General features: G+C 34.9%; 10 protein-coding genes. 6 read left to right on the plus strand and 4 right to left on the minus strand.

Annotated features, from left to right (window positions below):
• Positions 1-40: 40 nt before the first annotated feature.
• Positions 41-955, minus strand: coding sequence for a cell division protein ZipA (gene zipA, locus J6569_RS07700; RefSeq protein ID WP_174799441.1), 915 nt, complete (start codon positions 953-955; stop codon positions 41-43).
• Between the two features lie 409 nt (positions 956-1,364).
• Here zipA and J6569_RS07705 point away from each other — a divergent pair, with 409 nt between their 5' ends.
• From J6569_RS07705 to J6569_RS07715, 3 genes are all read left to right on the plus strand, one after another.
• A complete protein-coding gene (locus tag J6569_RS07705; protein WP_296318174.1) occupies positions 1,365-2,573 on the plus strand; it encodes an efflux RND transporter periplasmic adaptor subunit in 1,209 nt (402 codons plus the stop codon).
• An 18-nt stretch (positions 2,574-2,591) separates the two neighbouring features.
• Entirely contained in the window at positions 2,592-5,795 is a 3,204-nt protein-coding gene (locus J6569_RS07710) for an efflux RND transporter permease subunit (RefSeq protein WP_296318175.1), read from the plus strand.
• 461 nt (positions 5,796-6,256) lie between these two features.
• Positions 6,257-6,889, plus strand: coding sequence for a LemA family protein (locus J6569_RS07715; RefSeq protein WP_065608849.1), 633 nt, complete (start codon positions 6,257-6,259; stop codon positions 6,887-6,889).
• Positions 6,890-7,104: 215 nt separating this feature from the next.
• Here J6569_RS07715 and ruvC read toward each other — a convergent pair whose 3' ends face one another.
• Together ruvC and J6569_RS07725 are read right to left on the minus strand one after the other, a co-directional pair.
• Positions 7,105-7,593, minus strand: coding sequence for a crossover junction endodeoxyribonuclease RuvC (ruvC, locus tag J6569_RS07720; protein WP_065608848.1), 489 nt, complete (start codon positions 7,591-7,593; stop codon positions 7,105-7,107).
• A complete protein-coding gene (locus tag J6569_RS07725; RefSeq protein ID WP_065560314.1) occupies positions 7,593-8,336 on the minus strand; it encodes a YebC/PmpR family DNA-binding transcriptional regulator in 744 nt (247 codons plus the stop codon). Before J6569_RS07725 ends, ruvC begins: the two co-directional genes overlap by 1 nt.
• Positions 8,337-9,102: 766 nt before the next feature.
• Here J6569_RS07725 and murB point away from each other — a divergent pair.
• Genes murB through birA form a run of 3 tightly spaced genes read left to right on the plus strand, consistent with a single transcriptional unit; the run spans position 9,103 to position 12,242 of the window.
• On the plus strand, positions 9,103-10,113 hold the full coding sequence (murB, locus tag J6569_RS07730) for a UDP-N-acetylmuramate dehydrogenase (protein ID WP_174799443.1): 1,011 nt from the start codon (positions 9,103-9,105) through the stop codon (positions 10,111-10,113).
• Positions 10,114-10,171: 58 nt separating this feature from the next.
• Complete coding sequence (locus J6569_RS07735) at positions 10,172-11,314, plus strand: MFS transporter (protein ID WP_065560337.1); 1,143 nt, start codon at positions 10,172-10,174, stop codon at positions 11,312-11,314.
• The gene (gene birA, locus J6569_RS07740) at positions 11,289-12,242 is read left to right on the plus strand and encodes a bifunctional biotin--[acetyl-CoA-carboxylase] ligase/biotin operon repressor BirA (RefSeq protein ID WP_174799444.1); all 954 of its coding nucleotides are present in this window, start codon (positions 11,289-11,291) and stop codon (positions 12,240-12,242) included. The genes J6569_RS07735 and birA overlap by 26 nt, the downstream gene beginning before the upstream one ends.
• 67 nt (positions 12,243-12,309) lie before the next feature.
• Here birA and J6569_RS07745 read toward each other — a convergent pair whose 3' ends face one another.
• Entirely contained in the window at positions 12,310-14,631 is a 2,322-nt protein-coding gene (locus J6569_RS07745) for a zinc/cadmium/mercury/lead-transporting ATPase (protein WP_296318176.1), read from the minus strand.
• Positions 14,632-14,854: the final 223 nt, after the last annotated feature.

Consider the following 14,854-nt stretch of genomic DNA (forward strand, 5'->3'; position numbering starts at 1 on the left):
TTGGTGGAATTTTTTAAAAGATTTGCTGAAAAGACTACGGTTAAATTTCGTTACTGACCTTTTTAATACGTTCTTTATAACTGTCTATTTTTTGAGGGGTTAGCATATGATGTTCATCATCTAATACTACACCGTTGACATCGTCAGCTATGCGTTGTGCTGTTTGCAACATTAATTTGAAGTTTTGTTGATTGTTACCCTCTGTAGGCGCAACCATAAAAATAGACACACCAGGTGTGGTAAATTCATACATTGTATCGGGATCCAAATATCCAGGTGTCACCATATTGGCTAAACTAAATAATATTGCTCCATTACCCGCAGGATCTACATGGCGGTGAAAAATTCTCATATCACCGAACTGAAAACCAGATTGCATAATGCTAGCGAGTAACACATCACCTTGTAATAATTTCCCGTTAATGCCTGTGATATTTAATACAATAATTTCGGTTGTGGATTGTTCAGTGTCAATATTTATTTTTTTGGGTTCTTCGTTATGGTTAATTTCATTATTAGTATCTGATGGTTTTTCTTTCGTTGTAAGAATTAAATCAGGGTGTTGTTCATCTTCAAAAAGATCAAGTTCAACATTGATAGCTGGTTCTTTTGTTGTTTCAGCATTAATCTCTTGTTTGTCGTCATTATCAACAAATAAATCTTCTTGTTGAGGTATTTTTTCTTGCTCTTTTGTGAGTTCATTAATAATTACATCGTTTTCAACGGTTTCACTGCTTTTTGTTGTTTTAGGTTTGAGTAAGATAACATCATCATCTTCTTCTATGTCATTCATAGAATAGTTTTGATATTGTTGAGTATTTTTTTCAAATTTTCCTTTTTTATTTGAACTAAAAAGCGAAGAACGTTCTTTTTTATTGATCCAAAACCCATGGATGAGCAATGCAATAATGACCAAGGATGCAACAACAACTAGAACAATACGTAAATTATCCATAATAACCATCTCTGTATTAAATTAAATATAGACTCAAATTATTCAATCATCTTTTGAAAAAGTGATTGCGGAGTACAGTAATGTAAATTTTTTATTCTTTATTAGCAATATGAATTAATATTCATTAAAGCAACCATATTTGATATTTGTAGTATAACATTTTATTTAAGATACTTTATAGCACAAAAAATCAATTACTCTATATTACTTTATTTCTAGCAATAATCCTAATTAGCAATACTTTTTTTAGTATCATAATCTAACTAGCTATTTTTTAGAACTCTGTGCTATTAACTTGTAAAGATACTTACAATCTGTGCATATTTTTTGTAAAATCGCCGATTACTTTTAACTAAGATCAATTATTAAAAATTAAAATAATTATTAAGTTTACTGAGGTCATTTTTATATGAGATTTAACAAGCTATTATTAGCCTTGCCTGTGGCGTGTGCTAGCCTACTTTTATTAACAAGTTGTGATAATGGCAATTCAAAAAATGGTAATAATAAATTACCGAAGGTAACTGTATTTAAAGTGGAACCATTGAATTATACATTAAAAATTGGTTTACCAGGTAGGGTTGTTGCATCTCAAATTGCTGAAATTAGGCCTCAAGTAAGTGGTATCGTCTTAAAACGCGAGTTTGATGAAAGTTCGAATGTTAAGGCCGGACAATCTCTTTATCAAATAGATCCAGCTATTTATCAAGCTAATTATGATAGTGCGGTAGCAAGTGTTGCTAGCGCTAAAGCGAATGCAAATATTGCTCAACTTACTCTTAAGCGTTACGCTGGATTATTAAATACTAAATCAATCAGCCAACAAGATTACGATAAAGCAGCTGCAGATGCTAAACAGGCTGAAGCTGCAGTATTAGTTGCACAAGCAGCTGAGCATACAGCTAAAGTCAATTTAGAATATACAAAAGTGTATTCACCAATTGATGGGTATATAGGTAAATCAAGTGTGACTGAAGGGGCATTAGTGTCGGCAGGTCAATCGACACCACTTGCACTAGTTCAACAACTAGACCCAATTTATGTCGATATGACAGAAGCGGCTACCCGTTATAATAAATATATTCAGGATGAAAACGTAATTTATGAACCAGTAAAAGGTAAAAATGTCGAATTATACTTTAATGATGGTTCTAAATACGCTTATCCAGGTAGTGTAAAATTTTCTGATATGACTGTAAATGAAACAACGGGTACAGTAACTTTGCGGTCACAATTTACAAATAGTGAAGGGAAAATTTTACCCGGCATGTTTGTTAAGCCTCAGTTGACATTAGGCTATATCAAAAATGCAGTGCTTGTTCCACAGCAAGGAATTACCAGCAATAAGTTAGGGCAATATACTGCAAAAATTTTGAAACCTGATAATACAGTAGAGTATCGACAAGATATTCAAGTATACACAGGAGTTGGTGGTTATTGGGTTGTAACAAAGGGAATTAACATTGGTGAAGAGGTTATTATTACTGGATTACTTAATTTAACTTCTGTTGAAAAACCTCAAAAAGATGCTCCACCTATGAAAGTAGAAAAAGTCGGAGATCCTAATACACTTTCACAAGAACAATTAGACAGTATCATAAAAAACAGTGTGAAATAAAACAGGAGTAGGTAAATTATGGCTAAGTTTTTTATTGATAGACCTGTTTTTGCATGGGTAATTGCTATCATGATGATGCTAGGAGGTGCTTTATGTATCAAGCTACTAGCTGTTGAGCAGTATCCTGACATTGCCCCTCCTGCTGTAACTGTTAGTGCTGTTTACCCAGGTGCCGATGCACAGACCATCGAAAATACTGTTACTCAGTTGATTGAACAGAATTTAACTGGATTGGATAATCTAATTTATATGAAATCAACCAGTAGTGCACAAGGTGTTGTTCAAACGACGTTAACCTTTGCTCCTGGAACTAATCCCGATTTTGCTCAAGTACAAGTGTTAAATAAAGTAGAGAGTATTAAATCAAGGCTACCAGAAAGTGTGCAAAAAAATGGTGTTTCTGTTGCAAAAAATAACACCAATTTTTTAAAGGTTGTGGGTTTTTATTCAACAAATCCTAAAAAAACACAAGCAGATATTGCTGATTTTGTTTATTCAACTGTGCAAGATCAGATTAGACGTGTACAGGGTGTAGGTGATACTCAATTGTTTGGCTCTGAATATGCAATGCGTATTTGGCTTGATCCAAATAAATTGACCTATTTTAATTTATCAATTGAAGAAATCATTGCGGCTATTCAAGCACAAAATGCGCAAGTAACAGCAGGGCAATTAGGTGCCTTACCATCAACAGATGGACAAGAACTCAATGCGACAATTACAGCTCAATCACGTTTAAAAACACCCGAACAATTCCAAAATATTTTAGTGCGTGTAAATACAGATGGTTCTAATCTTTTATTAAAAGATATAGCAACGGTTGAAATTGGTGCGTCTGATTATAACTTTATTTCTTATTATGATGGTAAAGCATCTGCAGGTCTTGGTATTTATTTGGCAACAGGAGCTAACCAATTAGAAACTTCTGATCAGGTAGATAAAAAATTAGCCGAATTATCAAAAATCTTTCCTGAAGATATTCACTATGCTTATCCGTATGACACAACACCATTTGTAAAATTATCAATTAATAACGTAGTACATACATTGATTGAAGCTATTATTTTAGTTGTTATTGTAATGTATGTCTTTTTACAAAATCTCCGTTCGACACTTATACCGACGATTACCGTACCTGTGGTATTGCTAGGAACTTTTGCTGTTTTGTATATCTGTGGGTTTACGATTAATACATTATCTATGTTTGCAATGGTGCTTGCCATAGGCTTGTTGGTAGATGATGCAATAGTTGTTATTGAGAACGTTGAACGTATTATGCATGATGAAGGTTTATCGCCTTATGATGCAACCGTTAAATCGATGGAACAAATTACTTCAGCGTTGGTTGGTATTGCAGTTGTGTTATCTGCAGTATTCGTTCCTATGGCGTTTTATGGAGGTGCAGCGGGTGGAATTTACCGCCAATTTTCAATTACCATTGTAACAGCGATGGCATTATCAGTATTGATGGCAATCGTATTAACTCCAGCACTTTGTGTTCAAATTTTAAAAGCACCATCTAAAAGTAAATTAAAAAGAAATTCATTAGTTGAAAAGTTAGAATCTATATCACTATTTAGTTGGTGTTCTGTTGGCACAAAAAAATTCTTTAAATGGTTTAACGAGTTCTATGAAAAAAGTTTACGCCATTATGAAAAAGGTGTAATAAAAGTTGTTCGTTATCCATTAATAGCTTTTGTTTGTTATGCTTTAATTCTAGTTGGATTAATCTTTGGTTTTAATCGGTTACCTACTGGTTTTTTACCTAATGAAGATCAGGGGGTGCTTTTAGTTATGGTTGAGCTACCGCCAGGATCAACTTTAGAGCAAACTATGTCAGTTTTAAATAAAACGGCAAAATTTTATACTGAGCAAAAAGCTGATTCAGTTGAGGAAATATTTACTGTAGCTGGATTTAGTATGGTTGGTCGTGGGCAAAATATGGGGCTAGGCTTTGTTCGATTAAAAAATTGGGAACAACGTAAACGCGCTGATCAAAAAGTTAATGCTTTAGTCGCTAGCGGTTGGGGATTTGCTTCTACTATAACCGAGGGGAGGGTAATTGTTACCAACTTACCAGCTGTTCCAGCATTAGGTATGGCTAATGGTTTTTCTTATGTGCTGAAAGATACGGCTAGTTATGGTCATGATGCTTTGGTAGGTGCATTTTTCCAAATGTTGGGTCAAGCTTCTCATCATCCTAAACTGCAACAAGTTAGACCGGGAAGTATGCTAGATGTTCCGCAGTACAAAATTAATGTTGATTTTGAAGCAGCACAAGCATTAGGCGTTTCGGTAAATTCAGTAAATACTGTATTGTCCACAGCTTTAGGTTCTGCTTATATTGACGATTTTGTTTATAATAACCGAGTTAAAAAAGTATACCTACAATCAGATGCACCATATCGCATGTTGCCAGATGATTTTAGTTACTGGCATGTTAAAAATAAAAATGGTGAAATGGTTCCATATGATGCGTTTGCTACTACGACAAAAACTTATGGTTCTCCTTCACTGGTTCGTTATGATGGTGTGGCTGCAATGGAGATAAGCGGTTCAGCCGCTCCAGGTCTAAGCTCTGGACAAGCAATGGCTGTGATGGAAGAGTTGTCCCAAAATTTGCCAAAAGGATTTACTTTTGACTGGACAGGTATATCTTATCAAGAACGTCAGACAGGATCACAAACAACAACACTTTATATTATTTCGATTATTGTTGTGTTTTTATCATTAGCTGCATTGTATGAAAGTTGGACAGTGCCAATTTCGATCTTATTTGTTATTCCTCTTGGGATTTTAGGTACAGTATTTGCAACTATGTTTAGAGGGCTTGATAACGATATTTACTTTATTGTAGGACTATTAACGACAATGGGGTTATCTGCTAAAAATGCTATATTGATTGTAGAATTTGCCAAAGATGCCTTGGAAAAAGAGGGTAAATCATTGATTGATGCTACACTTGAAGCTTGTCGCCTTCGCCTACGCCCGATTTTAATGACTTCGTTTGCTTTTATTTTAGGGGTGTTACCGCTAGCATTAAATAGCGGTGCTGGTTCCGCTAGCCAAAATGCGGTAGGTACTGGTGTAATTGGTGGTATGTTGACAGCAACATTTTTAGCAATATTTTATGTTCCCTTGTTCTTTTTATTTGTAACAAAACTATTTACAAAACATAAAAATAAAGCAGTTTTATTAAGTAAAAAAAGTACACTTAAATGATTTAAATGTAAAAAGTTATTATACTCATTGAGCTTTATTATTATTGATATGGACAAAATAATTTGCTAACGAGTAGATGAGAAGGTTATTTTTATGGTAGTTTTGAAATAAATAATTAAACACAAAATGCGCTATTGTGAATTAGCGCATTTTTTATGCTTTACATGAAGTCATTGCGAAGGGATATGCTAGATTACAATAAATGGCTATTATATAATGAGGCGAAAAAACAAAAATCTGTGTTACGCTGAACATTATGTAATAATTTGTTTGATGCTAGTTAGATAAAATTAGAGCATGATATAATTCTAGAGACTACAAACTAGATATTTATATTATTAATGGTGGTTTACTAAAGGTGAATTAACAGCAGTCTGATTTTATTCGTGTTCTTTTGCACGTTGTATAAAATGCCAAACATTTTAATTATAGCAATTTGATTACAAATAAGGTTTTAAATTATGTTAATAATATTTCTCTTAATTCTAATTTTAGGTTGGTTATTCTTTTCATACAATAAACTTAGGGGATTGGCTGAAAATGTAAAACAGAAGCAGTCGAATATTTATGTGACAATAAAGAAAAGACATGATATAGCTCAGAGACTATCTGACATAGCGTCTAGCTATGGTGATCATGAGAAGCTAACTCACTTTAATATTACAGAGAGCGATAGTGTTGCTAGTGCAAATGTTGCTACTTCTGAAACATCTCGAGTTATAGGTAATGTTCAAATGTTGGCTAATCGTTTTCCTGATTTAAAAGCAAACTCAACCTATCAGCAATTAATGGTACAACTTGATGAAATTGAAAATACTATCTTAAAAAGAAGAGAAGCTTATAACGCAGCAGTTCAAGTCTATAATTCGACGCGTGGTAGTATTCCTCATTTATTTTATGCAAGTAAACTTGGATTTGTTGAAGCAACATATTTTGAAGTTGATGAAAACGGAATGGAGCAACTTTCTTCATTCAAAACTGATGATGGAAAAATCCTAAGAGATACAATGGGGAGAATGGCATCTGTTGCAACTGAAAATGTTAAAAAAATTAAGGGAAAAACAGATAATAACACCGAAGAAGCTAACCAATAAGATATTAATCCATTAATGTTTTATTTATTATTTAGCTTCTTTTTTGTTGGTGAAAATAATAAAAGGGTATGTAAAAACTTTTAAATCAAATATGTTATTGGTTCTGTTTTTTACTTTTTGTGAGAATATTATAAAGGAATTTTATAACTCTTTTTATATTAACTGAAATCTTAATATTCCTCCAATAATTAGATCACATTATAATTCTTATAATTTTACTTACGAGAGTTTATTAAGTATTGACTTGTATGGGCGTGGGTGATTGCTATAGCTAAGGCATCAGCGGCATCTGCTTGAGGGCTAGCTGGTAACTTTAATAATAATTTTACCATATGTTGCACTTGCTTTTTATCGGCTGCGCCTGTTCCTACTACACTCTGCTTAACTAAACGAGCTGCGTATTCAAAAACAGGTAAATTATTATTTACAGCAGCAACAATTGCAGCTCCCCTTGCTTGACCTAACTTTAATGCGGAATCGGCATTATGAGCCATAAAAACTTGTTCAATAGCAAACATATCAGGTTGGAATTGTAAAATAATTTCACTAACACCGGCGTATACTCGTTTTAGACGAGTAGGTAAATCATCAACAGCAGTACGAATACATCCGCTACCAAGGTAGGTAAGTTGTCGTCCCGTTTGATGGATTACACCGTAACCCGTCAAACGAGATCCAGGATCGATGCCAAGAATAATGGCCATTAGAGTGTTGCAGCAACCTCGTCAGAAACTTCACCATTATGATAAACTTCTTGAACATCATCACAATCTTCAAGCATATCAATTAAACGTAATAATTTTGGTGCAGATTCAATATCAAGATCGACTTTTGTTGCTGGAATCATTGATACTTCAGCGGCTTCGGCAACTAGCCCAGCAGCATCAAGCGCATCTTTTACTTCACCAAATGATTCTGGTGTAGTAAATACATCAATTGCGCCGTCATCATAAGTCACAACGTCGTCTGCCCCTGCTTCAAGCGCTGCATCCATAACTTGGTCTTCATCAGTACCAGTTGGGTATGAAATAACGCCTTTTTTAGTGAACAAATATGAAACTGAACCATCAGTACCTAAGTTACCACCTGTTTTAGTAAATGCATGGCGTACTTCGGACACAGTTCGATTACGATTATCACTCAGGCATTCAACCATTACAGCTGTGCCAGCAGGACCATAACCTTCATAGATGATCGTTTCCATGTTGCTATCATCTTCCCCACCAACACCCCGCGCAACAGCTCGGTTCATGGTATCACGGGTCATATTATTAGATAACGCTTTATCCATTGCAGCTCGTAATCGAGGGTTTGACGCTGGATCGCCACCACCTAATTTTGCCGCAGTTACTAATTCACGAATAATTTTGGTAAAGATTTTACCCCGTTTTGCATCTTGTGCAGCTTTACGGTGTTTCGTATTGGCCCATTTACTATGACCTGCCATAAAATTCTCCAGATAATAATTAAAAAATCGCTATATTTTAGCAAACATTTACTTAAAATTCATTACTAATATACCGATAAGTTTTTATGTTCTGTAAATTATTCTTTATTAGGAATGATTTAATTTTTACTTATATGTAGGAATCGTGTTGTTCACAGTTGTTAGAGAAGCTACTATAATGAATATACATAAAAAAGCACTAACCTTGTATCACAAATATCCGATATGGCTCCTATATCATCAAGAAAAAATAATTGTCACCGATTCAGCAAACATTTAAAAACGGATAAGGCATCTTTCTACATATTAGGTATACTGAACACTTGCATTTTAAGGACTTCGTCACGCCTAACAATTAATTAAAATATCAAATACAGCTAAAAGCAGTTGCTCTTTCAATAAAAGGAAATAGAAAGACGCTATTAAAGATGGTGTTATAATATAATTTTGCAAAATGCTAATAATAACAATTTGTTATGCTCTGGAGATTGTTAACAGATAATCACTGAAAAATGAAACATTATTGAATGTAGTAACACGTTACAATAAGTTGGCAATAAATTATATCAGTATGATTGCATTAGTACATTGCATGATGTGACTAAGAATGTAAAGGATGCTTATGATTAATACAAAAGATCAACAGCTCCTAACCAATGTGGTAATATAAACATTAAATACGATAGATCCCAAACTATAAAAATAACCTAAGAAATTGATTGATTTTCGGGCATCTATTTTCACAAAAAATTAAAGGTAGTTATCAATGAAACAAAAAATTCCTAATACATTTGGTTTAACTGTTTTTGCGCAAAACGTTGTTACTGTAACCAGTCCCGAACAATTACAACAGGTTTGGCAAGATAACTCCCAAAATTTACCAATTATGATTATTGGCGAAGGCAGTAACACACTTTTTACCTGTGATTTTGATGGTATTATTATTGTTAATCGTATCAAAGGTATTACCATTAGCGAAACAGAACAAGCATGGCATTTAAAAGTTGGTGCTGGTGAAACTTGGCATGATCTAGTATCAACAACAATCAAGCAGAACATACCAGGACTTGAAAATCTAGCATTAATTCCTGGATGTGTAGGTTCGGCACCGATTCAAAACATTGGTGCTTATGGTGTTGAGTTTCAAAAAGTTGCTGATTATGTGGAGCTACTTGAACTAGCTACAGGCAAAATCATCACTGTAACTGATGGCCAATATGGATATCGTGAAAGTATCTTCAAAAAAGCGTATTTGCAAGGTTATGCTGTTATCAATGTTGGTATAAAATTACCAAAACAGTGGCAGCCAGTTTTAACTTATGGGGAATTGCGAAACTTTGATCCCAAAATTGTTACTGCAAAAATGATATTTGATAAAGTGTGCGAAATTCGTTGTAGTAAATTGCCAGATCCAAAGGTTTTAGGCAATGGTGGAAGTTTTTTTAAAAACCCTGTGATCGATAAAATTGTGGCGGACAAGCTACTTGAAATTTATCCAAACATGCCAATATATCCACAAGCTAATCATCAAACAAAATTAGCCGCAGGTTGGCTTATTGATCAGTGTGGTCTTAAAGGCTACCAAATAGGCGGAGCGGCTGTGCATCAACAACAAGCATTGGTTTTAGTTAATAAAGACCAAGCAACAGCACAAGATGTGGTTGAATTAGCTCGACATATAAAAAAATGTGTATTACAAAAATTCTCGGTGAATTTATCACCCGAAATCCGATTTATCGGCAACTCGGGCGAAATTGATGCAGACAATTATTTATAATTAGCACCAAATTATAATTGCCCGCAAATTTTAACCCATAATTATACGCGATAACATTATGAAACATTCGTATTCATTCCCTATTTTATTAACGAGTTTGCTCTTTGTAACAATCTCGTTGTCAGCATTAAACACACAGGTACCATTGTGGTTAGTGCGTAATGAGTTTTCGCTTGGGCAAATTGGTCTTGTCGGATCAAGTTATTTTACTGGTAACTTGCTAGGTACCATTTTCGCCAATTGGTTTATTAATAAATTCAATGCTCGGCACACATACACCTATAGTTGCATTATTTTTGCCATTGCAACCATTGGATTAAGTTTTTCAATGAATTTTTATAGCTGGATAATGTGGCGATTTTTTATAGGCATTGCTTGTGCGGTCACTTGGGTGGTTATAGAAAGTTGTATATTACTCACTGGCCCTGTACGTACGCGAGGAAAAATGCTGGCAGTTTATTTAACCACTTATTACCTAGGTACGGTTTTAGGGCAAGCTTTGTTGCAGTATTTTCCGCAAAACATATTATATTTTGGATTAGTTATTATGTTACTGATGGGATTAGCAATTTTATTTATTTTGCTGACCCATTATAAATTACCAAAAAGGAAAAAAAGCAGCTTTAACATCATGCCAATGATATTAAATAAACCCTCTCGACTTGGGTTAACTGGTTGTGTTATTGCAGGTATGTTAATTGGATCGTTATATTCACTTTTACCAGCCTATTACTCACATTTAGGATATAGTGATATTCAGGTGGCTAATTGGATGATTTTACTGATTTTATCAGGAGTGATTGCACAAATGCCTGCTAACTGGTGTGCAGACAAATTTGGACGGCAACTTATATTATTAATTGAATCGTTACTAATGTTAATTGCATGTATTATGCTGATATTCAATTGGTTTAATGCGTTGGCGATTATTTTATTAGGCGCCACTATTTACACCATTTATCCCATATCCATGGCTTGGGCTTGCTCGTGTGTTAGAAAGCAAGATATTGTGGCGATGAATCAAGCAATGCTATTAACCAATACATTAGGGAGTTTAGTTGCTCCTGCTGTGATAGCATTTATTATGGATAAAACAAGTAACACCTATTTATTTGTTAGTTTTGCTATAATTTCGTTATACTTTATTATATTATTAGCCCAAAAAAGAGGAACGGATGCGCAGCTACAAAAATCCGCTTAAATTAATTGAAATACTAGCCGATGGTCAATTCCATTCAGGGGAAGAATTGGCAACAATTTTTGGCATAACCCGTGCAGGCATTAATAAATACATCAAACAACTGCGTGAGTGGGGGATTGAGCTAACCTCAATACAGGGTAAAGGCTATTGCTTGGCAGCGCCTCTTAATTTGCTTAATAAAACCAAAATTAACCAGCATTATCAATCGAATAGTCGATGTGAAATATTACCTATTATTGATTCAACTAACCAATATCTACTGGATCGAATTGATCAACTAACATCGGGCGATTGCTGTGTGGCCGAATTTCAATCCAAAGCACGGGGAAGGCGAGGGCGAAAATGGTTTTCACCTTTTGGCACTAATCTATACTTTTCAATGTATTGGCGACTAGAACAAGGCGTAGCGGCGGCAATGGGATTGAGTTTAGTTGTTGGTATTGTTATTGCTGACACCTTACGTACATTATCTGGCCAAGACATCAAAGTTAAATGGCCAAACGATCTATATCTTAACGATCAAAAACTAGCTGGTATTTTAGTTGAGCTTGCAGGTAAAACTGGCGACTGTGCCCATGTTGTGATTGGTGTTGGCGTCAATTTAACCATGACAAACCCGGATACCAACATAGTTAACCAAAAATGGGCTAATTTAGGCAATGTTGATCGTAACTTATTAGTTGCGCAGGTTGCCAAAACCTTAAAAAGTCAATTAATAGAATTTGAAAAACATGGTTTAGTGCCATTTATTAATGATTGGAATAGACTAGATAACTTTGTTAACCGTCCTGTAAAACTATTAATTGGCGATAACATTATTCAAGGAATAGCAAAAGGTATAAATGACCAAGGAGCCTTATTGTTAGAACAAAATGGTAAAATTGAAGCTCATATTGGTGGCGAAATCTCATTAAGAAGTGATGAATAATAACCTAACAATCATTTAAAGAACCTATTCCACTTGCTACAAGTGAAATAGGTTAATTAAACCAATTTTAACTTTTATTCTTAAATTTCAAAACTCGAAGCGCGTTAGCTGTCACAATCGCAGTCGTACCTGAATCAGCTAGCACAGCCAGCCACAGTCCAGTAAAGCCAAATAAGCTGGTAATTAAAAATACTAACTTAATTCCCAACGCAATTGTAACATTTTGTTTAATATTACGAGAGGCAAAACGAGTTAAACCAATTAGCTTAGGCAAACTTAACAAGCTGTTTTTAGTTAATGCGGCATCAGCGGCTTCTAGCGCAACATCAGTACCACTACCCATAGCAATACTTACGGTTGCCGCTTTCATGGCTGGAGAATCGTTAATTCCATCGCCCACCATAGCAATCGTCGTTGAGATACGCATCTTTTCAATTTCTGCTAATTTATCGGCAGGTAACAACTCCGCACGGTAATCCATACCTAATTGCGAGGCAATGGCTTTGGCCGCTCGCGCATTATCGCCTGTCAGCATCAAAGTCTTAACGCCAAGCTTATTAAGCTTATTCATTGTAGTAATTGCATCAGCCCGCAACACATCTTGCAATGCAATAATGCCCATCAATTGTTGACTTGTTACTGCAACTACTACAGTTTTACCAGCGTTTTCAAACTCCTCAATAATTTTGGTATGTTCATCTTTCAATGGTGATGAAACTGTCACAACCTTACTTGGTGACACAATATAAAAAGTCTGATTATCTACCTCGCCTTGAACGCCAACCCCCGCAATCGCTTTACGATTATCGGCCTCATTAATATTTAATTGATTCTGCAATGCATAATCAACAATAGCCTTAGCAATGGGGTGATGCGAACCGCTTTCAATAGCGGCAACTAATGTCAATAATTGCTCTTTTGAAATATCTTGACTAATCACATCGGTGACTTGCGGTTTACCTTCGGTTAACGTACCAGTCTTATCAAATGCAACCACTTTAACTGAACCAATATGCTCTAGCGCCGCACCGCCTTTAATTAGCACGCCTTGTTTTGCCGCATTAGACAAGGCCGACGTTATTACCGCAGGCGTTGAAATAACCAATGCACAAGGGCAACCAATTAACAATAGAGTTAAACCTCGATAAAACCAAGTATACCAATCAGCATTGAACAACAAAGGTGGCGCAATAATCACTAACAGAGCAAATAAAGCAATTGCTGGCGTATAATAACGACTAAATTTATCAATAAATCGTTCAATAGGTGCTTTACGCTCCTCGGCATCTTCAATCAACTGTAAAATACGATCTACCGCATTTTGCCCAACTTCTGATACCACTTTTAATTGGATTGTATTATCAACCACGAGTGAACCAGCCAAAATCTTATCGCCAGAAAGATAATTAACAGGGATCGACTCACCAGTTAGTGCACTTTCATCAATATTGGCTTGCTCACTTATCAAAATCACATCAGCAGGCAAACGACCACCAGACGAAATTTCAATAATATCATTGGGTTTTAAGCTATGACTGGCAACCGTTTTTCGATCCCCATTAATGATTATCACTGTTTCTTGGGGCATCAGCTCAGCGAGCGACGAAATACCTTTTTTAGCTTTACTTGTAGCAATACTTTCTAGCATTTCGCCTATCATAAATAAAAATAAGACCATGGTTGCTTCTTCGGAGGCACCAATAAACAAAGCTCCAATAGCTGACACACTCATTAACGACTCAATTGCAAATGGTGTACCACTACGCGTTAAAACTACCGCTTCTTTCAAAATAGGTATTAACCCAACAATTGCTGTCACCATAAAGGCATATTCGCCAACGGTTTGATTCCATAACAAAAGGATATAACTCATCACAATTAAAGTGCCTAATACCACTAAAGGAATTAGTTCTTTTTTATCAAAACTGTGGGAATGATCATGATGATGAGAATGTTCTGGAGATGATTCAAAAATAGGTTTATAGCCTAGCTCGATAACTTTATTTTCTATTAATTTAATGGTTTTTTCATTATGTTGGGGAACAAATACCACCAACTTTTCGGTAGAAAAAACAATCTTAATTTGGTTAATATTGGGTAACGCTTTTAGGCTATTTTCAATTTGTTGAGCACAGTGCGCACAATCCATGCCTTTTATTTTCCAAGTTAATTTAATTTGCTCGTTTAGCCTGTTGGGATCATCAGGGGGATCGTCAAACTCATTTTTAGACGTAGTATGAGTATCGCCCCCACAGCTATGTGTTGATTCTTGATGACAAGTTATATCGTGAGATAAATGAACATGATTATGTGCCATATTTAAACAATTGCCATGACAACACTCATTGTGATGAAGTTCATGATGTATATATTTGTTATTATATAACATAACGTTACCTATATTTATGGGTGATTTTGATTGTACGCCAAAAAATAAAAAAGAAAATCATTTTTACTTTTAGTAGCAAAAAAAGTAAAAATCACTTCAAAACTGACCTGTAACACTTTTCAAAAAATAACGAACTAACTAATTAATTCGCTTTAATTATTAGCATGTGCAAGGCACAAAAAACACAGCAAAAACATTGTAATAAAAACAGAAATTAGCTAAT

The sequence above is a fragment of the Gilliamella sp. genome (assembly GCF_024104075.1).
In the GTDB taxonomy this organism is placed as follows: Bacteria; Pseudomonadota; Gammaproteobacteria; order Enterobacterales; family Orbaceae; genus Gilliamella; species Gilliamella bombi.

Coding starts and splice junctions, on each gene's coding strand:
- J6569_RS07715 (WP_065608849.1), top strand. CDS start 6,257: ATGTTAATAATATTTCTCTTAATTCTAATTTTAGGTTGGTTATTCTTT.
- J6569_RS07710 (WP_296318175.1), top strand. CDS start 2,592: ATGGCTAAGTTTTTTATTGATAGACCTGTTTTTGCATGGGTAATTGCT.
- J6569_RS07705 (WP_296318174.1), top strand. CDS start 1,365: ATGAGATTTAACAAGCTATTATTAGCCTTGCCTGTGGCGTGTGCTAGC.
- birA (WP_174799444.1), top strand. CDS start 11,289: ATGCGCAGCTACAAAAATCCGCTTAAATTAATTGAAATACTAGCCGAT.
- zipA (WP_174799441.1), bottom strand. CDS start 955: ATGGATAATTTACGTATTGTTCTAGTTGTTGTTGCATCCTTGGTCATT.
- J6569_RS07725 (WP_065560314.1), bottom strand. CDS start 8,336: ATGGCAGGTCATAGTAAATGGGCCAATACGAAACACCGTAAAGCTGCA.
- ruvC (WP_065608848.1), bottom strand. CDS start 7,593: ATGGCCATTATTCTTGGCATCGATCCTGGATCTCGTTTGACGGGTTAC.
- J6569_RS07735 (WP_065560337.1), top strand. CDS start 10,172: ATGAAACATTCGTATTCATTCCCTATTTTATTAACGAGTTTGCTCTTT.
- J6569_RS07745 (WP_296318176.1), bottom strand. CDS start 14,631: ATGTTATATAATAACAAATATATACATCATGAACTTCATCACAATGAG.
- murB (WP_174799443.1), top strand. CDS start 9,103: ATGAAACAAAAAATTCCTAATACATTTGGTTTAACTGTTTTTGCGCAA.